General features: G+C 33.1%; 22 protein-coding genes and 1 tRNA gene. 16 read left to right on the top strand and 7 right to left on the bottom strand.

Translation table 11 applies throughout. The features are described from left to right. Positions 1-44 precede the first annotated feature (44 nt). From G5V56_RS02895 to dnaE, 6 genes are all read right to left on the bottom strand, one after another. Entirely contained in the window at positions 45-1,265 is a 1,221-nt protein-coding gene (locus G5V56_RS02895; protein WP_166961058.1) for a site-specific integrase, read from the bottom strand. A gap of 230 nt (positions 1,266-1,495) precedes the next feature. After that, positions 1,496-1,569: transfer RNA gene (locus tag G5V56_RS02890), tRNA-Asp, on the bottom strand. Positions 1,570-1,650: 81 nt separating this feature from the next. Next, entirely contained in the window at positions 1,651-2,580 is a 930-nt protein-coding gene (locus tag G5V56_RS02885; RefSeq protein ID WP_166961055.1) for a DUF58 domain-containing protein, read from the bottom strand. Positions 2,581-2,598: 18 nt separating this feature from the next. Then, complete coding sequence (locus tag G5V56_RS02880) at positions 2,599-3,141, bottom strand: ClpP family protease (protein ID WP_166961052.1); 543 nt, start codon at positions 3,139-3,141, stop codon at positions 2,599-2,601. Positions 3,142-3,219: 78 nt separating this feature from the next. After that, positions 3,220-3,537, bottom strand: a complete 318-nt coding sequence (gene trxA / locus G5V56_RS02875; RefSeq protein ID WP_166961049.1) for a thioredoxin — start codon at positions 3,535-3,537, stop codon at positions 3,220-3,222. A gap of 167 nt (positions 3,538-3,704) precedes the next feature. Continuing rightward, on the bottom strand, positions 3,705-8,093 hold the full coding sequence (dnaE, locus tag G5V56_RS02870) for a DNA polymerase III subunit alpha (protein ID WP_166961046.1): 4,389 nt from the start codon (positions 8,091-8,093) through the stop codon (positions 3,705-3,707). Between the two features lie 218 nt (positions 8,094-8,311). Between dnaE and G5V56_RS02865 the strand changes: the two genes are divergently transcribed. The 16 genes from G5V56_RS02865 to rimM all read left to right on the top strand — a co-directional run bounded on the left by G5V56_RS02865 (position 8,312) and on the right by rimM (position 22,501). Next, the gene (locus G5V56_RS02865; protein WP_166961043.1) at positions 8,312-9,379 is read left to right on the top strand and encodes a hypothetical protein; all 1,068 of its coding nucleotides are present in this window, start codon (positions 8,312-8,314) and stop codon (positions 9,377-9,379) included. A 137-nt stretch (positions 9,380-9,516) separates the two neighbouring features. Further along, complete coding sequence (locus tag G5V56_RS02860) at positions 9,517-9,885, top strand: hypothetical protein (protein ID WP_166961040.1); 369 nt, start codon at positions 9,517-9,519, stop codon at positions 9,883-9,885. Positions 9,886-9,901: 16 nt separating this feature from the next. Then, a complete protein-coding gene (locus tag G5V56_RS02855; protein WP_166961037.1) occupies positions 9,902-10,774 on the top strand; it encodes a DUF5777 family beta-barrel protein in 873 nt (290 codons plus the stop codon). A 91-nt stretch (positions 10,775-10,865) separates the two neighbouring features. Continuing rightward, positions 10,866-11,135: a hypothetical protein gene (locus G5V56_RS02850; RefSeq protein ID WP_166961019.1), complete on the top strand. Its 270-nt coding sequence runs from the start codon at positions 10,866-10,868 to the stop codon at positions 11,133-11,135. A gap of 27 nt (positions 11,136-11,162) precedes the next feature. Continuing rightward, complete coding sequence (locus G5V56_RS02845; protein ID WP_166961016.1) at positions 11,163-12,152, top strand: 4Fe-4S dicluster domain-containing protein; 990 nt, start codon at positions 11,163-11,165, stop codon at positions 12,150-12,152. Continuing rightward, the gene (gene nrfD / locus G5V56_RS02840) at positions 12,149-13,465 is read left to right on the top strand and encodes an NrfD/PsrC family molybdoenzyme membrane anchor subunit (protein ID WP_166961013.1); all 1,317 of its coding nucleotides are present in this window, start codon (positions 12,149-12,151) and stop codon (positions 13,463-13,465) included. The genes G5V56_RS02845 and nrfD (G5V56_RS02840) overlap by 4 nt, the downstream gene beginning before the upstream one ends. Beyond that, the gene (locus tag G5V56_RS02835; protein WP_166961010.1) at positions 13,462-14,346 is read left to right on the top strand and encodes a hypothetical protein; all 885 of its coding nucleotides are present in this window, start codon (positions 13,462-13,464) and stop codon (positions 14,344-14,346) included. Before nrfD (G5V56_RS02840) ends, G5V56_RS02835 begins: the two co-directional genes overlap by 4 nt. Continuing rightward, positions 14,343-14,741, top strand: a complete 399-nt coding sequence (locus tag G5V56_RS02830) for a c-type cytochrome (RefSeq protein ID WP_240911199.1) — start codon at positions 14,343-14,345, stop codon at positions 14,739-14,741. Before G5V56_RS02835 ends, G5V56_RS02830 begins: the two co-directional genes overlap by 4 nt. A 200-nt stretch (positions 14,742-14,941) precedes the next feature. Beyond that, positions 14,942-15,925, top strand: coding sequence for a 4Fe-4S dicluster domain-containing protein (locus tag G5V56_RS02825; protein ID WP_166961007.1), 984 nt, complete (start codon positions 14,942-14,944; stop codon positions 15,923-15,925). A 16-nt stretch (positions 15,926-15,941) separates the two neighbouring features. Further along, positions 15,942-17,276 (top strand): NrfD/PsrC family molybdoenzyme membrane anchor subunit, encoded by a 1,335-nt coding sequence (gene nrfD, locus G5V56_RS02820; RefSeq protein ID WP_166961004.1) that lies wholly within the window; start codon positions 15,942-15,944, stop codon positions 17,274-17,276. A gap of 5 nt (positions 17,277-17,281) precedes the next feature. Further along, positions 17,282-18,178: a hypothetical protein gene (locus G5V56_RS02815; protein ID WP_166961001.1), complete on the top strand. Its 897-nt coding sequence runs from the start codon at positions 17,282-17,284 to the stop codon at positions 18,176-18,178. A gap of 7 nt (positions 18,179-18,185) precedes the next feature. Further along, complete coding sequence (locus G5V56_RS02810) at positions 18,186-18,584, top strand: c-type cytochrome (protein WP_166960998.1); 399 nt, start codon at positions 18,186-18,188, stop codon at positions 18,582-18,584. Between the two features lie 208 nt (positions 18,585-18,792). Beyond that, positions 18,793-20,010 (top strand): glutamyl-tRNA reductase, encoded by a 1,218-nt coding sequence (gene hemA, locus G5V56_RS02805; RefSeq protein ID WP_166960995.1) that lies wholly within the window; start codon positions 18,793-18,795, stop codon positions 20,008-20,010. A 71-nt stretch (positions 20,011-20,081) separates the two neighbouring features. Further along, positions 20,082-21,149 (top strand): lactonase family protein, encoded by a 1,068-nt coding sequence (locus G5V56_RS02800; RefSeq protein ID WP_166960992.1) that lies wholly within the window; start codon positions 20,082-20,084, stop codon positions 21,147-21,149. A gap of 120 nt (positions 21,150-21,269) precedes the next feature. After that, entirely contained in the window at positions 21,270-21,833 is a 564-nt protein-coding gene (locus tag G5V56_RS02795) for a 30S ribosomal protein S16 (protein WP_166960989.1), read from the top strand. A gap of 143 nt (positions 21,834-21,976) precedes the next feature. Then, positions 21,977-22,501: a ribosome maturation factor RimM gene (gene rimM, locus G5V56_RS02790; RefSeq protein WP_166960986.1), complete on the top strand. Its 525-nt coding sequence runs from the start codon at positions 21,977-21,979 to the stop codon at positions 22,499-22,501. Positions 22,502-22,564: 63 nt separating this feature from the next. Here rimM and G5V56_RS02785 read toward each other — a convergent pair whose 3' ends face one another. Continuing rightward, the gene (locus tag G5V56_RS02785; protein WP_166960983.1) at positions 22,565-23,014 is read right to left on the bottom strand and encodes a PA2169 family four-helix-bundle protein; all 450 of its coding nucleotides are present in this window, start codon (positions 23,012-23,014) and stop codon (positions 22,565-22,567) included. Between the last annotated feature and the right edge of the window lie 77 nt (positions 23,015-23,091).

Raw genomic sequence — 23,091 nt, 5'->3', positions numbered from 1 at the left:
TGTGAAAATTAAAAATTCATTTTAAAAACACTTATAATTTAAAATCACTTCAATATTGATTTGAGTTTTGCCATATCTTGACTCACTTTTTTTTCCACAACTCTAGCATAGATTTGGGTTGTTGACAGTTTTGTATGTCCCAAAAGTTTTGAAACGGTTTCTAAAGGTACACCATTACTTAATGTTACTGTTGTAGCAAAGGTGTGACGTGCCATATGAAAAGTAAGATTTTTCTTGACACCACACAGGTCGGCTATTTCTTTTAAATAACTATTTAGTTTTTGGTTTGAAAGCTTTGGGAGAAGATTTCTACTACTATGAGTTCTGAGGTGGTCTTTATACTTATCGATTAAGATTTGTGCTTGATTTAATAATGGAATTTTAAAAGGTGTACCTGTTTTAACCCTAGCTGCCATTATCCACGGTTTACCATCTATTCCTATTACAATGTTATCTTGGGTCAACTTTACAATATCACTATATGATATACCGGTATAACAACTAAAAACGAATAAATCTTTGACAACAACTAAACGTTCTATTGAAGAGCTCAAGTCCTCAACGCTCTTTAACTCTTCGCTTGTCAAGAACTCACGCTCTTTTTTATCAATCTTCATTTTAAAATTGATAAAGGGATCTCTATCCAACCATTCCATTCGATATGCGAGGGTTACCATTCTACGAAGACGTTTTATATGTTTCATAGCGGTGTTATTACCAATTTTACTATGTCCTGGTTTCGGAATATAAGAGCGCATAAAATCTTCAAAGCCAATAACAAAACTATAATCTAGTTTAGAAAGAAAAATATCAGTCTCCTTGTATTCTTTTATAATATACTCTAACATATATCTTTGGCTAGTTTTATATTGACCCAATGTATTTTTATGCAGTTTGTGCTGCATCTTTTCATTATAATAATCAATAAGATTTTGAAATGAAAAACGTTTTTTGTCTTCGCCCAAAAATCTGGCTTTGACCATTTGAGAAGTAAATGGTTTTTCTTCCTTTTGTAAGTCCTCGTATATTCTATAAATCTTTGATTGTACCTCGTTCAAATAAAGATTGAGAATACGTGAATCTTTACCTGTTCCGTTGGCTCTTTGGGTTTTCTCATTCCAAGTAGTAATTTCAATTTTCTGTTTAAGGCTAATGTTTACGCGCTTGCCATTTTGGGTAAGTCGAACGTAGATATTTGCCTTGTTGTTTACGGCACGTTTACCGTACACCCAAAACAGTACTGAAAATGTTGATGAAGTTCGCATAGTTGTCGTCTTTTAATGGTTAAACATTGCTGGACGAAAGTCAAATCAACTATCTTAACTATGAGTAAGTTACGTTATTCTGTCAACATATTTATGATAAAGAAGATATGTTGACGATTTGTGACCTTTTAGATGCAAATGATATCAAATTATATGATTGCTCTAAAAAAATAAAACCTTGTAAATCATAGGATTTACAAGGTTTTGAGGGATTTTGATTTCCGATTTAGCGGTCTGGACGGGACTCGAACCCGCGACCTTCGCCGTGACAGGGCGACATTCTAACCAACTGAACTACCAGACCGTTGCTTTATTGCGGTTGCAAATATACACGGCTTTTTTTATATCTCAAACGTTTTTTGCAATTTTTTAAATAATATTTTAATCAAGCAAATTTTTGCCTCTCTACCATGTACGTTGTGAGTATGTTATTAAAGTTTTTGTTAATATCTGCCTCCACATATTTAATCTTATATTGTGCACACTTTAACTTTAAGGTTTCAAAATAATTTTCAACGGCATTATGATAATTATCTTTAATTGAATCGGCATATAAATTAATAAATTCACCCGTTTCCACATCAATAAAACGTCTTGGTTTGTTATCAAAATCAAACGTTAATTCCTTTTGCTTATCAAACACATGAAATAAAATAACTTCATGTTTATTATATTTTAAATGCCGAAGTGCCTCAAACAACTTGTCTTGCTCAACCGTGGACTGAAACATATCGGTAAACACGAATATCATGGAACGCCGATGAATTTTTTCAGCTATTTCATGTAAATATTGATAGGTTTCGGTTTGTCGTTTCAATGGTTTAGAAACCACCATTTCACTGAGTTGATGCAACAGCATTTGATGATGACGCTCACTTCCCTTTTCAGGTGCATAAAAATCATATAAATCGCTATAAATACTTAACCCTATAGCATCGCGCTGCTTTTTTAAAATGTGCATCAAAGAAGCGGAAGCCAACGCTGAAAAAGCTATTTTATTTAGATTATCAATAGAAAAGCTAGTGCTTTCAGGATAGTGCATGGAACTACTGTTATCTATGATGATATGACATCTTAAATTAGTTTCATCGTCATACCTTTTGGTATATAACTTGTCTGTTTTAGCAAATAACTTCCAATCTATATGCCGTGTACTTTCTCCCTGATTGTATATTTTATGTTCCGCAAATTCAGCTGAAAAACCATGAAATGGACTCTTATGCATACCCGCTATAAAACCCTCAACCACTTGTTTTGCAAGTAGCTCAAGGTTTTTAAAACCGCTAACTTTATCAAGTTCGTGCTGAAAGTCCATGCTTGTATTTAAAAACTTTTAAATAATTCCATCTACAATACCATACGCAACAGATTCCTCTGCTCCCATCCAATGGTCTCGATTAAAATCTTTCATTACTTTTTCAAAGGTTTGCCCACAATTATCAGCTAAAATTTGAGCACTTAATTCTTTGGTTAACATTATTTCTTTCGCAGTAATTTCAATATCACTGGCTTGACCACGTGCTCCTCCACTTGGTTGATGAATCATAACTCGTGCGTGCGGTTGAATAAAACGTTTTCCTTTTGCACCTGCTGATAAAATTATAGACCCCATAGAAGCTGCAAATCCAGTACAAATTGTAGAAACCTGACTATTTAAAGATTTTATACAATCATAAATAGCAAACCCAGAAGTTACATAACCCCCTGGACTATTAATATACAAATGGATATCTTGAACAGCTAAAGCATCTAAATACATTAATCTATCTACAACATGCTTAGCGGATTTATCATCAACTTGTCCCCAAAGAAACACTTTTCTTTGTTCAATTAACTTGCTATCAATAGCATCTTGAACTTTTATTTTATCACTCATCTTTATTTAATTTTTATCTAAAATAAAAAAAAGGTTTACCATAATAGTAAACCTTTCAATTTTCTTTTTCAATATATACTATAAAAGCGAATCAATAGCTTCTGTATAAGCGTTTTTAGGAGCTACACCTACTTGACGACCAACAACTTCACCGTTTTGAAAAACCAAAACTGTTGGAATGTTACGAACACCATATTTTGCAGCAAATTCTTGATTAGCATCAACATCTACTTTTCCTACTACTGCTTTTCCAGCGTATTCTTCACTTATTTCTTCTATGATTGGTCCAACCATTCTACATGGTCCACACCAAGCAGCCCAAAAATCAACCATAACAGGTTTGTCACTTTTTAATACAGTTTCTTCAAACGATGCATCTGTTATTTCTAATGCCATAATATTTTATTTTAAATTGTGATTTACTTCAAATTATTTTACAAAATTAGTCAAAAAAAAGACTTAAGCTTACAGGTGAGCAATTTGTTTTACTTATACTTTTATTGTTTTGTACTATTATCACTCTAAATGTATTGATTTCATGCTCAAAAAATTAGACTAAAAAATTAATTAAGCTTATAAAAAACGGATTGATTTTCCAATTCCCACAATAACTCTTGCGAAATAGCGACCTTTTGTTTTCTACTTGGCATAGTTAGCTTAATACTTTCATCATGATCATACACTACAAAATTAAGTGTTTGATTTCCTGGATGCATATGAATAAGTTCCTTTAAAGCTGTAATTTTATTAGTTTCAATATCCTTAATATTTAGTTGAATAGATAATTTTTTTGCATAACTATCCATAACATCATGTAGCAATTGGAAATTATTAAACTGTAAACGCGGATCACTTTTTTTACCAGTATCTTTATTTATCCATCCTTCTCGAACTAGGGTTTTAACAAACACAAAGTTATTTTTCAATAAAAAATGTCTGAACTTTAAATACTCTTCACCAAAAATTCTAAATTCAAAACTATCGGTGTAATCTTCAATAGTAAAAAGTGCCCATCCTTTCCCTTGCTTGCTCACACGATGTTGCACATCGGTAACAACACCTCCAAAGACAAGTTCTCTATTAACATAGGCTTCTAAATTCGTAAAAAAGCTGATACTCGCATTACAAAATGTATTCATTTCAATTTTAAAATCATCTAACGGATGTCCTGAAATATAAATACCGACCACTTCTTTTTCTTTAGACAACTTTTCCATGGTTCCCCATTCTTCACAAGGTGGGACTTCTGGTTCTGCAATTTGAACATCACTGGCATCTCCGAACAAGCTTACCTGGGCAGAATTTTCATTTTCCTGATGTTTTGCACCATACTTAATAGCTTTCTCCAAAAAGGTGATACCATCGCCATCATCATAAAAATATTGAGCTCTGTGAGTTTCTGTAAAACAATCAAACCCTCCTGCCAACGCTAAATTTTCAAAAGCCTTTTTATTAGCTGCACGCAAATCTATACGCTTCGCTAAATCAAAAATAGACTTGTAATATCCGTCCTTTTTTCTGTTATCAACAATAGTCATTACGGCGCCATGCCCTACTCCTTTTATAGCACCCATTCCAAAACGAACAGCATTATCTTTATTTACAGAAAATTTGTAAAACGATTCGTTTACATCTGGCCCCAAAACATCAAGCTTCATTCGCTTGCACTCTTCCATAAAAAAAGTAACCTGTTTGATGTCGTTCATATTATTAGACAACACGGCCGCCATATATTCCGCTGGATAGTGCGCCTTTAAATAGGCTGTTTGATAGGCTATCCATGCATAACAGGTTGAATGCGATTTATTAAAAGCATAACTTGCAAACGCCTCCCAGTCTTTCCAAACTTTTTCTAAAACTTTAGCATCATGCCCATTGGCACTTGCTTGTTCTATGAATTTTGGTTTCATCTTGTCAAGAACCGCAATTTGCTTTTTACCCATGGCCTTACGCAACACATCGGCTTCACCTTTTGTAAATCCAGCCAGCTTCTGAGACAACAACATCACCTGCTCTTGATATACCGTAATACCATACGTTTCCTTAAGGTATTCTTCCATGGCTGGTAAATCATACTCAATTTCCTCATCGCCATGTTTTCTTCTAACAAAACTCGGAATATATTCCATAGGTCCAGGACGGTAAAGGGCATTCATCGCTATTAAATCTTCAAACACAGTCGGTTTTAAATCGCGAAGATGTTTTTGCATTCCAGGAGATTCGTATTGAAAGACTCCTACTGTTTCTCCACGTTGAAATAACTCATAGGTTTTTTCATCATCTAACGGAAAACTATCTGGATCTAGTAAAATATCATGCTTTGCCTTAACTATTTTAACGGTATCCTTAATTAATGTTAGTGTTTTTAATCCCAAGAAATCCATCTTCAGCAAACCTGCTGCTTCCACAACCGAGTTGTCAAACTGCGTCACATATAAATCGGAATCTTTGGCTGTTGCCACCGGAACGAACTTGGTAATATCATCGGGCGTGATAATAACGCCACAGGCATGAATTCCTGTATTTCGAACCGATCCTTCTAAAGTTCTTGCGAGGTTTACGGTTTCGGCTTCTAAATCGTCACCTTCAGAAATATTTAAAAGCTGATTTACTTTTTCTAAATCTTCCGAACGAAATTTACTGGCTAATTCCTTTTCACTTAAACCAAAAATCTTACTCAGTTTAGACATGGTGGGGATTAACTTAGCAATCCTATCTGCATCAAACAATGGTAAATCTAATACACGAGCCGTATCACGAATAGAGGATTTTGCGGCCATCGTCCCGTAAGTGATAATTTGTGCAACTTGATTGCTACCGTATTTTTTAATGACATAATCCATAACGCGACTTCGCCCTTCGTCATCAAAATCAATATCAATATCGGGCATACTCACACGATCTGGATTTAAGAAACGCTCAAACAGTAAATCGTATTTAAGTGGATCTATATTGGTAATCCAAAGGCAATACGCCACCACAGAACCGGCAGCCGACCCTCGACCAGGACCTACAGAGACATCCATCTTTCTCGCTTCTCTAATAAAATCTTCAACTATTAAGAAATACCCGGGATATCCTGTGTTTTCAATAACACTAAGCTCAAAATCTAGGCGATCTTTAATCTCATCTGTAAGTTCTTCACCATAGCGTTTTTTAGCTCCTTCATAAGTTAAATGACGTAAAAACGCATTTTCCCCACGCTTACCTCCATCGACTAAGTCTTCTTCATTTTTAAATTCTTCGGGAATATTAAATGCTGGCAATAAAACGTCTCGTGCTAACTCATAAGGCTCAATCTTATCAACAACTTCCTGAATATTACTTATGGCATCTGGAACATCTTTAAATAAGGCCTTCATGTCATCAGAAGACTTAAAATAGTAGTCTTGATTGGGTAACCCATAGCGATAACCCCGACCTCGACCAATAGGTGTTGCTTGTTTCTCACCATCTTTTACACACAACAAAATATCGTGGGCATTAGCATCCTCTTTTTTTCTGTAATAGGTATTATTGGTAGCAACTAATTTAACATTGTGCTTTTTAGCAAATTCAATTAATACGGTGTTTACTCTATTTTCATCCTCTTGTTTATGACGCATTAACTCAATATACAAGTCGTCGCCAAATTCTTCTTTCCACCAAAGCAATGCTTCTTCTGCTTGATTTTCTCCAACATTTAAAACCTTGCTTGGTACCTCACCATATAAATTTCCGGTTAAAACAATTAAGTCTTCTTTATATTGCTGAATGAGTTTTTTATCAATTCTGGGCAAATAATAAAATCCATCAACAAAGGCATGTGACGATAATTTTGCTAAATTGTGATAGCCATTTTTGTTTTTTGCTAACAGTACAATTTGGTAGCCATTATCTTTTCTGCTTTTATCGGTATGATCTTCACAAACAAAAAATTCACAACCTATAATGGGCTTGATTTCTTTATCTGTAACTTTTTCTCCGCTTTCCTCTGCGACTTTTATTTTATCTTTAACAGTTGCATTATGCTTTTTTACGGCATTTACAAAATGAAAAGCCCCCATCATGTTTGCATGATCTGTTAAAGCAACTGCAGGCATATGATGCTCTGCTGCTGCAGATACAATATCGGCAACGCTCATTGTAGATTGTAGCACTGAAAACTGTGAGTGATTATGAAGGTGAACAAAATCAACCTCAGCTAACTCCGAAATGTTTTGTTTAATTTCTTCGGTGGAAACCTGATTGTCTTCAGCGTTAGTTAATCGCTCTCTAATTTTGGCACTTTCTTGCTTGAGGTTAATATGCTTTAATCCTATAAGCTGAATTTCATTAGGATTAGCTTTATTAAAATCCTTAAAGTAATCTGGCTGAACGTCTAATTGTTCTTTAGTGTATTCGCCCAAGCGAACCAATTCAAAAAAGCAACGTGTTGTGGCTTCAACATCGGCAGTGGCATTATGAGCTTCAGCAAAAGGTACTTTGAATAAAAATTCATGCAACTCCGTAAGCGTAGGTAATTTAAATTTACCATAGCGGCCACCAGGAATCTGGCATAAACTAGCCGTATGCTCGGTACAGGTATCTAAAACAGGTAATTCTTGTAAGGGATTTGCAATATCCTCGCGAACAAATTCGGCTCCCATTATATTGAGGTCGAACTTTACATTTTGACCTACGACAAACTTTGTTTTACTAAGCGCTTTATTAAATTTTTCTAAAACCTCTACTAAAGGTATTCCTTGCTCTTGGGCTAACTCAGTAGAAATACCATGAATTTTTTCGGCATCATAAGGAATATTAAACCCATCAGGTTGCACTAAATAATCTTGATGTTCAATACAGTTACCCATAGCATCGTGCAATTGCCATGCAATTTGAATGCATCTGGGCCAATTATCAACATCAGTAATAGGTGCATCCCAACGTTTAGGTAATCCTGTAGTTTCAGTATCAAATATTAAGTACATAAAGTGTTTCTATCAAAAATTTAAACGTTAAAATTAAGAATAATTACGTTTTAAAACAGGCAATTTTATGAGCACTTATAAACAAAAAATAAATTATTTAGGATATTAATTCTTTTAAAAAAAAGATAAGGCGACATGACAATTATCATATTTTGAGTAACATTTGTTACATACTTTTACACCAAGATTTTAAATGAAAAATATCAAATACAGTTATTATGAAAAATTTTAAACTAATACTAAACTTGACTATTGTTGTGACAAGTTTTATGTTTTTCCAATGTACCAGCGAGTATACTCCTATTGCAGGAGCTGATGGTAAAGACGGAATAGATGGTGTTGATGGTGTTGATGGCGCTGACACTTCAGCTGAAGCCTGTATAGCCTGCCATTCAAACAGCCATAGAGATCCAATTTATACGGCTTACAACTTATCTGTTCACGCTACTGAAACTATGATGTATACAGGGCAAACTGTTTCTGAATACACTAATAGAACGGGGTGTGTTGAATGTCATACTAGCAGCGGATTTATTGATTACACCGAATATGGTTTCACTGCAGAAGGTAATCCAGCTTACCAAGGAAAACAAACTATTACTTGTACTACTTGTCACTCTAGCCATCGATCATTTGATTTTGAAAATGATGGTAATGATTTTGCACTTAGAACACTTGATCCTGTTGCTTTAGTTATTGACCCTACAATTACTATTGATATGACAAATGATAGTGACCCAATTGGCGCAAGTAACTTATGTGTTAGCTGTCACCAACCTAGAACAGCATACCCTACTCCAGATGCAGATGGAAACTTTGCTGTTACTAGTTCTCACTGGGGACCTCATCACGGACCACAAAGTACACTTCTTAAAGGTTTAGGAGGTGCATTACTAGCTGGAACTACAGATTATCCAGGTGTTGGTACTGCAGGTCATGCTCAAGGAGCTTCTTGTGTTTCTTGCCATATGGGAGAACCAACAGCAGCGGATAATGGAGGCCATACTTGGAACCCAACAGATAATGCTTGTTTAACTTGCCATACTAGTGGAGTTCCAACAGAAGTTGCTGGATTACAAGAAGACATGGATACTTTACTAGGATTATTAGAAACTGAAGGTGTTCTTACAGCAGAAGGAGAGCCCGTTCCAGGAACATATAATGTAAAAGTTGCACAAGCTGCTTTTAACTACCTTTTCCTTCAAGAGGATAAAAGTAAAGGTATTCATAACCCAAAATATGCTAAAGCATTAATTAAAAACTCTATTGAGAATTTACAACCTTAATAACTAAATATTTTGAGCACAGGAGATATTATCCTCCTGTGCTTTAAAAAATTAACTTTATTGAAATCGCTTATAAAAGCTAACATAAATTTCTACTAGAAATTAAAGTTAAAAGTTCAAAATTAAAATAAAATGAAATGAAAAAACTATTAAAAATAGTTCTCGTTAGCAGTATAACTTTGTTGTTTTTTTCATGTTATTATGATGAATTTCCTGAAAAAGTTGTAGTAGAAATACCAACAGACCAAGTTATATCATTTAGCAGCGACATTACACCAATATTTGTATCATATAATTGCACACAATGTCATAACGCTTCTGGGCAAAATCCAAATTTAACAGCTGGAGGCGAGTATGCTGCTTTAGTGCCAGCATATGTTAATGCTGGAAATGCAAACGGTAGTAAATTTTACACCATGTTAGCAATTAATGACCATAGAAACGTAGACGCAGAATCTTTGGCACTTATAAAAAAGTGGATAGATGATGGCGCTGAGAACAACTAATTTAAAGACGTTACAAATGAAAAATTATAAAATATTACTATTTACTTTCTTAATTGTTCCGCTTTTAAGTTTTTCACAAGAAAAAGCAAAAGATTCAATTGTAGAAAAACCTGAACGTCCTGCGTTTGAAAGTTCAAGCATTATTGATAACCAAACAAATGTGCTGTTTAGCAAAAACACTTTGGAAGTGGTTATGCAACATAGATTTGGTTTAATGGATGAAGAGAACTCGCTATTAGGAATTTATGGCGCCAACTCAAATATTAGAATAGGATTATCTTATTCTATACTAGATTGGGTAACTGTTGGCTATGGTATTACTAAAAAAAATAGAATCAGTGATTTCAACTTAAAAGCTGGTATTTTAACACAAACCCGCTCTGGAAGCACCCCGTTTAGCCTTACCTATTATGGTAATATTGCTATTGATGGTCGCTCTGGTAGTGCAAATGATGGTGTGTTTTTAACAAAACAAGATCGATACTCATACTTTCATCAATTAATATTGGCTCGCAGATTTAGTCCTAAATTTTCAATGCAAATTGCACCAAGTTTATCTCATTATAATGCAGTGGACTATGGATACGAAAATGACAGAATTTCGGTTGCCTTAGGTGGTCGTTTAAAAATAAGTCCACAGACATCTATTCTATTTGATTATAGTCAACCTATAACAAGTTTAGAGGATGATCCTGATACAGGTCTTAGCTATAACAACCCTGGAATTAGTTTAGGAGTAGAGTTTTCAACATCAGCTCACGCATTCCAAATATTTATTACAAACTTCAACGGTATTGTTCCACAACAAAATTATATGAAAAATACCAATGATTTCTTTGATAAAGGCATGTTAATTGGATTTAACATAACAAGAGTTTACAATTTTTAGAAAATTTTTCTTAACTTTAATAGTATAGCATTGAATAGATTTATTAAATGCTATACTGTTTTTTTTTAAACCAACTAAAATTAAAAAACATATGTCCAACTCTTCAAAAAAAGGAAAACCTCTTTCCAGAAGGAGTTTCTTACCTATTTTAGGAACTTCATTCTTATTTCCCTTTTTAGGATTTGGCAAATCTTCATCAAAAAAAACAATAAGCAAGAGTACTGGTAATGAATACGAAACTTTGCTAAAACCAGACGGCACTATTGTAAAAATAAAAGCAAGTTCCTTAAAGAACTCAAAAGTAATTCACAAAAATATTTCAAATTCCTCATTTCTCAATTGGCTAGGTAAAAAAGTTTAATCACTAATAATATAACATATTATCATTATGGAAAATAACAGTACAAACAATAGGCGTTATTTTCTTGACAATGGGTTAAAACTAGGATTAGCAGCAATAATTGGCGGAATAGGTTTTTCTAAACTTGCTTCAAAATTATACGGAAAATCAGAAACCAATTCTGGAGAGAAAATGGAATTGATGACAACCGATGGAACCATTGTTGAAGTTGATGCCTCAGAAGTTGTTGAAGTAGCCCATTCGCAAGATCATGAAACCAAATACAATCTTAGAGAAGGTATGCCTAATCGAAAATTTGTTATGGTTATTGATTTGGCTAAATGCAAAAATGCATTAAAATGTCAATCTGCCTGTAATAAACACCATTACATCACAGGAGAACACGCATGGTTAAAAGTCTACAAAATGCAGGAAGAAGAAGATACTGCGCCTTACTGGATGCCCACAACTTGTATGCATTGTGATCATCCGGCCTGTGTTACTGTCTGTCCTGTTGATGCGACTTTTAAAAGAAGAGATGGTTTGGTTTTAATTGATAATGACAGATGTATAGGATGTCGTTTTTGTATGGCCGCTTGCCCTTATTCAACACGGGTTTTTAACTGGAGTGAGCCTGATTATGGTGAAGCCAGTGAAGTTGTATTAAATATGAATATGGCACACGAAGAGCACAACTCTATTGAATTTGCAGGTATGCCAAGTAAAATAGGCACGGTAGATAAATGTGATTTTTGTCCGCACGCAATAAAAGAAGACAAGTTACCACATTGTGTAACAGCCTGCCCTAACGGTGTGTTTTATTTTGGTGATAAATATGAAGACACAGTAACCAATGGTGATGAAACGTTGAGATTGAGCAAATTATTAAAAGAAAAAAGTGGGTACAGGCTTATGGAAGGTTTGGGAACCAAACCAAGTGTTTACTATCTGCCTCCTGTTAATAGATTAGTTGATTTTAAAGAAGGCTTAAGTGAATACAGAAATTATAATTCTGTTGAAAAAATAGATGATTTATGAAAGCTTCAGACACATTAATCAACGATTTAGCTCCTCAAAAGTTTGGTAGAAAAGGCGTTATCTGGACTACCGCCCTTATTATTATAAGTATTGCAGGAATTATTGCCTATATAGACCAAGTGATTAAAGGGCAAGTTGTAACAAATATGAACGATTATGCCCTGTGGGGTATTTACATTTCAAACTTTGTGTTCTTTGTAGCAACCAGTTTTGTTGGTGCCGTAACGGTTGCTGTTTTAAGACTTACTGATAATGCATGGCGAACACCTATTGTTAGAATTGCTGAAATAATATCTGTTGCCTGCATAATCATGGCTGGATTAACCATTATGATTGATATGGGAAGACCTGATAGATTAATGAATCTGTTTATTCATGGTAGAATGCAATCACCCATTATATGGGACGTCATCATTATTCCAACTTACATCGTAATTTGTTTATTGTTACTATATTTTCCATTACTTCCAGATTTAGCCATACTAAAAAAACATTTTAGTCAGACCCATCCAAAACTGAGCAAATGGTATGGAAAATTTTCACTCAATTGGACAGGTAGTGACAAACAAAAAAAGATTCAACTTAAATCCATTCATATTATTGCTATTCTAATTATACCGGCTGGATTTATTTTACAAACTGTTGACGCTTGGTTGTTTTCAACCTTATTTAGAGTTGGTTGGGATAGCACTAATATGGGTGCTTACTTTATTTCAGGTGCTTCTGTTGCCGGTGTTGGCGCATTAGTAACTGTAGTATATGTTATCAGAAAAGCTAATAAATTAGAAAACTACATAACAGAGTATCATTTTGATAAACTAGGAAAGTTTCTGGTGTTAACCTGCTTAATATATCTTTACTTTAATATTAATGAATATGTTATTCCAGAATTCACCTCAAAAAAAGAAGAAGTTACCCATTTAAATCATTTGTATTCTGGTCAATACGCTCCATTATTTTGGTTTGTTATTATTGGAGGTTTGGTTATTCCTATTATTGTATTATTATTTAAAAAAGGAAGAAAGCCATTACCCATGTTTTATATTGGATTATTGGTTGTGGTTGGCTCTTGGTGGAAACGATTCTTAATAGTAACACCTACGTTATTGCAGCCGTTTTTACCAATTCAAGGAGTTCCCGAATCTTGGCACCATTACTTTCCAAGTATTCACGAATGGGTCATTACATTTGCTACCTTAGCAATGGCGCTTTTAATTATTACGTTTCTTGTAAGATACCTGCCCATTATTCCTATTCAAAGAACTGCCGATGAACAAGAAGCAACAAAAACTAATAAACCGCTTTCATCATGACTAATACATTAAATTTTCGTTTTATAACGTTTTTGTTAGCTGGTTTGATGTTACTGTCTATTGGTACGCAAAAAAATTACGCACAGACTAAAAAGAATACTGTTAGACTTAGAACTGATTTTTTTAAAGTTATGAATGGGGAGGCCTATTTTGATATGAAAGCCAGTTCTAAAATAGATAGACAAACTGAAGATGTAGCCAACATAAATATTACCATATCAAATATTGCTAATGACGAAGAAATTAACATTGGTTCAGCAACTACAGATATGGAAGGTAAATGCAGGTTTACTTTAAAAAACTTAAATGAAATTGTACCAGACTCCACAGGTACTTACAACTTGAGTTTTGCATTTAAAGGCAACGATTCTTTTAAAAAAGCCTCGAAAAGTTTGAGCTTTAAAAACGCTAATATAGAAGCTAATTTAGTAGAAATAGACAGCATAAATTATATAAAAGCAACCCTTTTTGATGCTAGTACTCATACTCCTTTAACTGACCGTTTATTACATGTACAGGTTCAACGTTTATTTAGACCTTTAAGAATTGGGCCAGAATATAATACAACCGATGAACATGGCACCATTATTGTACCTATAGATAAAGATATACCTGGCGTTGATGGAAATTTAACTTTTGAAGTGGTTCTTAAAGACACTGATGACTTTGGAACAGTAAAAGCACTTGTTAATGCTCCTATTGGTGTCCCCATAGTTGATGAATCAACATTTGATGAAAGAACCATGTGGTCTCCAAGAAATAAAACACCATATATGTTACTTATCCTTCCAAACTTAGTAATCTTAGGATTATGGGGTTTAATTATTTATTTAATCATTAATTTATTTAAAATTTCAAAATCTAAAATTCAAAAACCATGAAAACAATTAAAATTTTTACAATCTTAGGAATATTTTCATTTATATTCTTTTCGTTCACAAGCATTATGCAAGACAAGTGGGTCGTTCCGGCTAAATATGAAAATATGAAAAACCCAACAAACCCTAAAGAAGATTTATCAATTGGTAAATCATTGTACGACAAGCACTGTAAATCTTGCCACGGTAAAGAAGGTTACGGAGACGGAACAAAAGCAGATGGATTAAAAGGAGATCTAGGAGATTTTTCTACAGCAGAATTTCAAAGTCAATCTGATGGTGCTTTGTTTTACAAAACTTCAATTGGTAGAGATGATATGCCTGAATTCACAAAAAAAATACCAGACGATGAAGACAGATGGCTTATTGTAAATTACATGAGAACATTGCAAGAATAAAACTTAAAACTTACTTTAATAAAGAAAAACCGAACAACTAGTTGTTCGGTTTTTTGCTTTTAATTAATGCCAGAATTGCTTCAAAACAGAATTATGTAACACTTGTTACAAAACATGATATTAATCATATGATTTTCGGACACCAACCTCTAATTTTGATGATTATAATAACATATTAACTTATATGTTTCTCTAATATTATGGCAAATAAAAAAACAGAAAACGGCAGTGAAAATAGACGTAATTTTTTACGCCTAGGTCTCATGTCTAGCGTTAGTGCTGTTGCTGGAGCTTCATTAATATCAAACTTAGCAACAGGCGAAGAAAAAAAAGCATCGGGTGAAAAAGTTAGAGTTCTAACTCCAGATGGGAAAATGGTAGAAGTTGATGCTGAAAGTATCAATAACTATCCCGAAGCTGTCATTACACCTGAAGAGTCAAGAAAAGGAATTCCTGACAAAAAATTTGTTATGGTCATTGACTTGTCTAAATGTAAAAATGCGAGAAAATGTGTTGAAGGCTGTCAAAAAGCCCATAAACTTGATGATCATCAGGAATTTATGAAAGTTCAACTTATGCAAAACAATGAAGAAGGTTCTCCTTATTGGTTACCAAAACCATGTTTTCATTGTGACGAACCCCCTTGTGTAACTGTTTGCCCAACAGGAGCAACTTTTAAACGTGATGATGGTATCGTTTTAATAGATAATGAACGTTGTATAGGGTGTAAATTCTGTATAACAAGTTGCCCATATTCTGCACGTACCTTTAATTGGGGACATAAAGAAAAATTTGACGATAAGTCTCAACCATACTCTCCAGAAACTCAAGTTCCAGCAGCAGAAGGAACTGTTATGAAATGCGACTTCTGTCCAGATATGTTACGACAAGGAAAATTACCTTATTGCGCATCATCATGTCCTATGGGCGTTATTTATTTTGGTGATAAAAACGAAGATATTGTTACTAATGGAACTGAAACCGTTAGTTTCTCTCAACTTATTAAAGACAGAGGTGGCTACAGACACTTAGAACATTTAGGAACCAAACCTAACGTGTACTATTTACCTGCTGTTAACAGACAATTCCCTGTAGAACGCGGATTCGATGTTGATGAAGAGATTTTAGATCGTTATAAAGATGTTCCTATAGTTAAGGAATTTAAAGAACAAGGAAAACTCTAATTTAAAAGCCAAAATTATGGATGTCATTAAAAGAAAAAAAGAATTAGTTCAAGAATTTTCTCCAATGTTGGAGAAATCAACTAAGACTTCTAAAGTTTGGATTGCTTTTTTAGTAGGTGTTATTTTGGTAGGGCTTGTAGCATTTGTAATTCAAGTTGTTAAAGGACATATTGTTACAGGAATGCGAGATAATGTGGTGTGGGGTATTTACATCATTAATTTTATATTTTTTGTTTGCCTTAGTTATTCCGGAGCTTTTATTTCGGGTATTTTACACTTTTTTAAAACACCTTGGAAAAATTCAGTATCCAGAATTGTTGAAATTATAACCGTACTGTCATTAATTATTGGACCTATATTCATTTTGTTATGTATTGGCAGGTTAGACCGATTGTATTACTTGTTTTTATATCCTAGAATTCAATCGCCGATCACTTGGGACATCATAGCTATTATGACCGATTTATTAGGGTGTTTTATCTACTTATATCTCACATTTATACCAGATTTTGCCATGTTGAGAGACAACAGTGAAAACGCTCCAAAATGGCGACAAAAACTGTATAAAACATTGGCTATTAAATATTACGATACGCCAACACAACGAGAAACATTACATAAAATTACCAGAACCATGTCTGTCATGGTTATTGCTCTAGCAATCGTTGCTTACTCAGTTTTAGCATGGATATTTAGTTTAACGTTACAGCCTGGATGGAATAGTTCCATTTTTGCACCTTACTTTATTATTGCAGGTTTATATTCTGGAGTAAGCGTTATTATTATAGCAATGTATTTGATTCGTAAATTTTATCATTTAGATCATTATATAAGAAAAGTTCATTTTATGGGAGCTGGTGTCATTCTTTTAATCATTTCATTATTATTTGGATACTTTACGTTCAGTGAATATTTTTCACGCTGGTTTAGTCATAAAATTGAAGATGTCAAGCTTTTAGATACACTTTTCAATAGGTATTTTTGGAACTTCATCTTTGCCAATTATATTGGTGTTTTAGTTCCTGTAGTTATTCTTTTCTTTAAAAAGTTTAGAACAATAAAATCAGTAACATTCGCTGCTGTGATAGCTATATTAGGTTTGTATATGAATAGGTATCTTATTGTGGTTCCTACTTTAGAAAGCCCTTATATGCCAATTCAAGATACTAGACCCGAATATATTCAATACACGGCCACTTGGATTGAATGGGCATTGAGTTTTGCCGGTATAGCAGCATTCATATTGTTCTTTATTTTAATTATGAAACTAGTTCCAATCATTCCGATGTCTGGAATTATAGATCATGAAAGAGAGCAAAAAAGAAAACCTCATCTATCAAATAATCATTAGAAATTATGAGAACTAAAATATATACATTAATTTTTGTTGCTCTAGCTTTTTTAATTAATACCAAAAGTTTTGCTCAAGAAGTCAATTTAAAAAACTACAGAGTTCGTTTTGGTTTAAGCACAACAAAACAAGCTGATAATTCACGCAAATTAGAAGTTAGTTATATTGCTTCCAATAAAAAAGACAGAAAAGATAGAGTGCCTATTTATGGTGCCGATATTAACTTTTATAATGTTACCGAAGATAAAGATATTCTTTTAGGTACTGCAAAAACAGATAAAGAAGGGACTGCTCAATTAATAGTTCCTGCAAAACAAGCCTACACAGCTAATGCCGAGGGCTACATAAACTTAAAAGCTGTTTTTGACGGTACTGATGCTTTAGATTCTGAAGAAGATGAACTTGCCATAAAAGATGTCTTTCTTGAATTAAATTTAAAAGAAATAGATAGCGTTAAAACGGTCATTTTAAACGCATACACTCTTGATAGTTTACAAACCAAAATCCCAATTGACGAAACTGAAATAGTATTTTCTATAGGTGGTATGATATCTAACATGCCCATAAAACGAGAATTTGTCTCTGATGGAGCTTTTAAATTTGAGTTTCCAGAACATATCTCAGGAGATAAAAATGGGAATGTTGATGTTTTTGCATCTATTATAGATAATGATAACTATGGCAACGTTATTCAGAAAAAAAATATTGATTGGGGAATCAATAAACAAATCACTCATGAAACAAATAAATTATGGTCAGAAGCTGCACCTATTTGGATGTATGTTGTCCTATCTATTTTGTTAATTGGTGTTTGGGCAAACTATGCCTACAGTATTAAAAATTTATTTGATATTAAAAAAGAAGGAAAAGAATTAGAATTAAAATCACAAAATGAAAATTAAATCAAACATGAAAACAGTAAAATTATTAATGGTTATTGGAGTTTTAAGTGTAGCACTTTTAGCTTTCACAAAAGTAGAACAAGACAAATGGGTAGTTCCAGCGAAATATGAGAACATGAAAAACCCAACAAATCCTAAAGAAGATTTGTCAATTGGTAAATCATTGTATGACAAACACTGTAAATCTTGCCACGGTAAAGAAGGTTACGGAGACGGAACAAAAGCAGATGGATTAAAAGGAGATCTAGGAGATTTTTCTACTGCAGAATTTCAAAGTCAATCTGATGGTGCTTTATATTACAAAACTACCATTGGTAGAGACGATATGCCTGAATTTACAAAAAAAATACCAGATGATGAAGACAGATGGCTTATTGTAAATTACATGAGAACATTGGAAGAATAAACATCACACTATACTTTTATTAACAAAGCCGAACAAAATTTGTTCGGCTTTTCTTTGTAACATATTTAGAACCTTATTATAATTGTTTTTTGTAACATATGTTACACAATATGATAAATGTCATTATCTATGTAATGTCCTCTTACTATCTTTGAAGTTAAATAATAAATCTGTATAAATTTTTGAAGATTTTATAGTTAAACTATTTATGGAAAAATCACTACGTTATATAAGTATTTCACATAAAACAGCAACTACTGTTCAAAGAGAAAGATATCATATTTCTGAAGAAGAAAAAGAACGCTTAACTCATATTATTAGTAATGATTTTACTGATGTATCTGGCTTGTTTATTTTAGCCACTTGTAACAGAACAGAAATTTACTTTGAATCTGTTAACACTTCTGCAAATACCATTCTTGACTTTTTTATAAAGAATAAATCAAACGAAAGTATAGTATCAGAAAAAGCTTTGTTCTGTTATAGCAATAACACTTTGGAGACAGTAAAACACCTTCTACAAGTCTCTTCTGGTTTAGAGTCTTTAGTTTTTGGTGATGCAGAAATAATTCATCAAATAAAAAAGGCACATCAATTTTCAATGAGTCATAAATTACAAGGTTCTTTATTAGAACGCGCTTTACAAGCCGTATTTAAAACTCATAAGCGTATAAGTAACGAAACCGATTTTAGAGACGGAACAACTTCCGTAGCCTACAAATCATTAAAAGTAATTAGACAATCCTTTGATAAGGTTTCTGTTAAGTCTAAAAAAGTATTATTTGTTGGCGCTGGTGATATTGTAAAACAATTGTTTAAATACAATTCTAAATTTAATTTCAACAACATATACATTAGTAACCGTAGTGAAGAAAAAGCCATTATCCTGGCTCAAAGCAATCAATGTAAAACCTATCCATGGCCTAATGTGCTTGCCAATAATTTTGATGATTTCGATGTAATTATTAGTGCTGCAAGTAATTGCCCTAATTTAATTAAAGAAGTTCCTGCTTCAAATAAAAAAACATTACTGATAGATTTAGCGGTTCCTTGCAATATTGATAAAAAATTAGCAGACAAAAACAATATTGTTTTTCATGATTTAGATTCAATTTCAGTCGAGCTTGAAGAAACAAAAGAACATAGATTAGCCGCTACAGATGACGTTGCTTGCATTATCAATGATGAAATAGAGTCTTATAACGAATGGCTAGAAGGAGCGCCTTTAAGAGCTCTTTTAGCAGATTTAAAAATAAAGGTAAATAAGAAAGTTAAAACTCATTTTGAATCAACTGAAAAAAAACAAAACATAAAAGAAGTCACCAATCAAATAATGAAAAAATTGATGACAAAAAGTAAAGCAACAATTTCGTTAGATAATATGGACACCCTAATTTCTAATGAAATTTCTACTTTAGATATTTAAAAAAGTTCTCCCTAAGAATTTTTAATTAAATAGTTTTAAATTCATAATTTTAAAGTCTTAAAAAACTTCAAATGAATTTTAAACTATTTTTTTTATGCCTTTTGGCGAGTCTATTCAATTGCAAAGCACAAAATATACCTTTATATGTTGGCACATATACTAACGGAGAAAGTAAAGGTATTTATAACCTTGAGTTTAATACAGAGACCGGTGCTCTGAGCAATTTAGAATTAGCAGTAGAAACCGAAAACCCTTCATTTATAACCTATTCACCTGATAAAAAATATGTCTATGCTGTTAACGAAAGCGGAGGCGGTTCCGTTTCGTCATTTTTTGTTAAAGAAAATAGATCACTCCAGTTTTTAAATACGGTTCCTAGTAATGGTGGCGCTCCTTGTTATATTGCAACTAATAAAAAAGGAGACAAAGCGGTTGTTGCCAACTATCTTGGTGGCACTATTTCTATTTACAACATTACTAATAACGGAACACTTGATACAGCATCGCAGGTTTTTGATTACAAAACTTCAAACAAAGAATCTCATGCCCACTCTGCTCAGTTTTTTAATGATAACCTGTTCGTTGCAGATTTAGGTGTCAATGCAGTCTACCAATATAAATTAAACTCAGACGCTGACTCATACAAATTAGTATCGCCTTCTATTGTAGACATTCCTGAAAAATCAGGACCTAGACATTTTGCAATCACTAAAAACGGAGATTTTATATACATTATTAACGAACTTGGAAACTCGATAACCGCAGTAAAACACACAAATGATTCCTTCAAACTAATAGGTAACTATTCAACTTTAGACGATTCGTATAAAGGAGCTAGCGCTTGTGCCGACATTCATTTATCTAAAGATGAAAAGTACTTATATGGTTCTAACAGAGGAGAAAATTCTATTGCTGTTTTTAAACGTAATACCGTTGATGGAACTATTGAAAAAATACAAAGTATGTCTGTTAATGGCGATTGGCCGAGAAATTTCACTCTAGATCCAACTGGAAAATTCCTTTTAGTAGCTAATAAAAAGAGTAATAATATCACTGTTTTTAAAATTGATTCAAACTCAGGGAAACTGTCATTTTTACATTCTGTAAAGGCACCTTCTCCCGTTTGTTTGTTGTTTTAAAAAAAATGGCTTGAAACTGATTTAATTCTCTGTAAAATAATCTCTTGTAAATTAAAAAAATATAGTATCTTTGCGCTCTCATTAATAACCGGGGTCGAGAACCCCAAATAATTAATTATTATGCCAGTTAAAATTAGATTACAAAGACACGGTAAAAAAGGGAAACCTTACTATTGGATTGTTGCAGCTGATGCACGTTCAAAAAGAGATGGTAAATACTTAGAAAAATTAGGTGCTTACAATCCAAACACAAATCCAGCAACTATTGAATTAAATATTGATGGTGCAGTAACATGGTTACAAAATGGTGCTCAACCAACAGATACTGCAAGAGCTATTTTATCTTACAAAGGCGCTTTACTTAAAAATCACCTAGCAGGTGGTGTTAGAAAAGGAGCTTTAACTGAAGAACAAGCAGAAGCAAAATTTAATGCTTGGTTAGAAGAAAAAGGATCAAAAGTTGTTGCTAAAGTTGATGATTTGGCAAAAGCACAAGCAGATGCAAAAGCAAAAGCATTAGAAGCTGAAAAAGCTGTTAATGAAGCTAGAGCTGCCTCTGCTGTAGTTGAAGAAGAAGTAGCAGAAGAAGAAACAGAAGCTGCAACTGAAGAAGCTGCTGAAGAGATTGTTGAAGACACTACAGAAACTGTAGCTGAAGAGACTCCTAAAGCAAAAGAAGAATAAAAATATTATTTTTTTATACTTTTAAACTCCGATAATAATTATCGGAGTTTTTTATACCCATAAGTGTCACATAGAGTACAGTCAAGGTATAATTAACTTGATATTTAATGGTTTTAAACCGCACTCAAACAGATAGATTTGTTATGAAAATTGAAGATTGTTTTTATCTAGGTAAAATTGTTAGAAAGTATAGTTTTAATGGAGAATTACTTATAAAGCTAGATACAGATGAGCCGGAACTTTATGAAAATCTAGAGGCCGTTTTTCTTGATTACAAAAATACATTCATACCTTTTTTTATCGAAAGTTCTCAGTTGCATAAATCTAATTTACTGCGTGTGCAGTTTGAAGATGTCACGACAGAAGCCGATGCCGATAGCTTAATAAAGAGTGACGTGTATTTACCTCTGGAATTTTTGCCAAAACTTGAAGGTAATAAATTCTATTTCCATGAAGTTATTGGTTTTACTATTGAAGACAAAAACTATGGCCTAGTTGGAACTATAACAGGAGTTAATGACACTACTGCTCAAGCCTTGTTTGAAATAGAAAAAGATGGTAAAGAAATTTTAATTCCTGTTAATGATGAATTTATTGTAACGGTTGACAGAAAGAAAAAAACCGTTATCGTAAATACACCAGAAGGGTTGATTGATTTGTACTTATAATTTAAAGCACAAAAGCCGACTTTAAGGGTCGGCTTTTGTGCTTTTCTCACTAATCCAACTCAATTAAACAAGGATTGCTTTTTTAGTTGTTAACGAATTTAAAGACATTTGAACACTATCTCTTTGTTTCACCAATAATTTGCAAAGCGACAATGATAAATTTCTCTCTTGCAAAAGCTTATTGTAAGCTGCTATATTGCGTCTTTTTATCTTGCTAATTTCATTCAATAGCTCATATTCATTATCTGTATCAAGCAATTCTTTGAACTTCATCCAATCCTTATAATACCTGTCACTTAAATCATTTAATCCTTTTGGGCTGCCCCCAAGCTTAACTACTTCTCTCTTTAAGGCCCTTCCAAATTCATTTCTTTCAAAATTTCTTTCCCTAAAAAATGTTCTTAAATCTTCATCATTTACTATATCATGAGCTTCAAGATAAATTATTTCAACCTCATAATTCATAATTAATAATTCGTTTAACCTCCTAAAAACTTTTTCCAAATGTCTCATGTGTCATGTTTTATTTTTTACTTTATCCTTCTGAATCATATTTACGTATTTATAACTCAAATAAGACTCCTAATAGT

Source organism: Yeosuana marina (assembly GCF_011762485.1).
GTDB classification, from domain to species: Bacteria; Bacteroidota; Bacteroidia; order Flavobacteriales; family Flavobacteriaceae; genus Yeosuana; species Yeosuana marina.
Note: the sequence above shows the minus strand (reverse complement) of the source record. Positions and strands in the feature narration are given on the sequence as shown.

What these genes read in the sequence shown, in the direction of transcription:
- G5V56_RS02895 (WP_166961058.1), bottom strand. Translation starts at nt 1,265, where the DNA reads ATGCGAACTTCATCAACATTTTCAGTACTGTTTTGGGTGTACGGTAAA.
- G5V56_RS02885 (WP_166961055.1), bottom strand. Translation starts at nt 2,580, where the DNA reads ATGGACTTTCAGCACGAACTTGATAAAGTTAGCGGTTTTAAAAACCTT.
- G5V56_RS02880 (WP_166961052.1), bottom strand. Translation starts at nt 3,141, where the DNA reads ATGAGTGATAAAATAAAAGTTCAAGATGCTATTGATAGCAAGTTAATT.
- trxA (WP_166961049.1), bottom strand. Translation starts at nt 3,537, where the DNA reads ATGGCATTAGAAATAACAGATGCATCGTTTGAAGAAACTGTATTAAAA.
- dnaE (WP_166961046.1), bottom strand. Translation starts at nt 8,093, where the DNA reads ATGTACTTAATATTTGATACTGAAACTACAGGATTACCTAAACGTTGG.
- G5V56_RS02865 (WP_166961043.1), top strand. Translation starts at nt 8,312, where the DNA reads ATGAAAAATTTTAAACTAATACTAAACTTGACTATTGTTGTGACAAGT.
- G5V56_RS02860 (WP_166961040.1), top strand. Translation starts at nt 9,517, where the DNA reads ATGAAAAAACTATTAAAAATAGTTCTCGTTAGCAGTATAACTTTGTTG.
- G5V56_RS02855 (WP_166961037.1), top strand. Translation starts at nt 9,902, where the DNA reads ATGAAAAATTATAAAATATTACTATTTACTTTCTTAATTGTTCCGCTT.
- G5V56_RS02850 (WP_166961019.1), top strand. Translation starts at nt 10,866, where the DNA reads ATGTCCAACTCTTCAAAAAAAGGAAAACCTCTTTCCAGAAGGAGTTTC.
- G5V56_RS02845 (WP_166961016.1), top strand. Translation starts at nt 11,163, where the DNA reads ATGGAAAATAACAGTACAAACAATAGGCGTTATTTTCTTGACAATGGG.
- nrfD (WP_166961013.1), top strand. Translation starts at nt 12,149, where the DNA reads ATGAAAGCTTCAGACACATTAATCAACGATTTAGCTCCTCAAAAGTTT.
- G5V56_RS02835 (WP_166961010.1), top strand. Translation starts at nt 13,462, where the DNA reads ATGACTAATACATTAAATTTTCGTTTTATAACGTTTTTGTTAGCTGGT.
- G5V56_RS02830 (WP_240911199.1), top strand. Translation starts at nt 14,343, where the DNA reads ATGAAAACAATTAAAATTTTTACAATCTTAGGAATATTTTCATTTATA.
- G5V56_RS02825 (WP_166961007.1), top strand. Translation starts at nt 14,942, where the DNA reads ATGGCAAATAAAAAAACAGAAAACGGCAGTGAAAATAGACGTAATTTT.
- nrfD (WP_166961004.1), top strand. Translation starts at nt 15,942, where the DNA reads ATGGATGTCATTAAAAGAAAAAAAGAATTAGTTCAAGAATTTTCTCCA.
- G5V56_RS02815 (WP_166961001.1), top strand. Translation starts at nt 17,282, where the DNA reads ATGAGAACTAAAATATATACATTAATTTTTGTTGCTCTAGCTTTTTTA.
- G5V56_RS02810 (WP_166960998.1), top strand. Translation starts at nt 18,186, where the DNA reads ATGAAAACAGTAAAATTATTAATGGTTATTGGAGTTTTAAGTGTAGCA.
- hemA (WP_166960995.1), top strand. Translation starts at nt 18,793, where the DNA reads ATGGAAAAATCACTACGTTATATAAGTATTTCACATAAAACAGCAACT.
- G5V56_RS02800 (WP_166960992.1), top strand. Translation starts at nt 20,082, where the DNA reads ATGAATTTTAAACTATTTTTTTTATGCCTTTTGGCGAGTCTATTCAAT.
- G5V56_RS02795 (WP_166960989.1), top strand. Translation starts at nt 21,270, where the DNA reads ATGCCAGTTAAAATTAGATTACAAAGACACGGTAAAAAAGGGAAACCT.
- rimM (WP_166960986.1), top strand. Translation starts at nt 21,977, where the DNA reads ATGAAAATTGAAGATTGTTTTTATCTAGGTAAAATTGTTAGAAAGTAT.
- G5V56_RS02785 (WP_166960983.1), bottom strand. Translation starts at nt 23,014, where the DNA reads ATGAGACATTTGGAAAAAGTTTTTAGGAGGTTAAACGAATTATTAATT.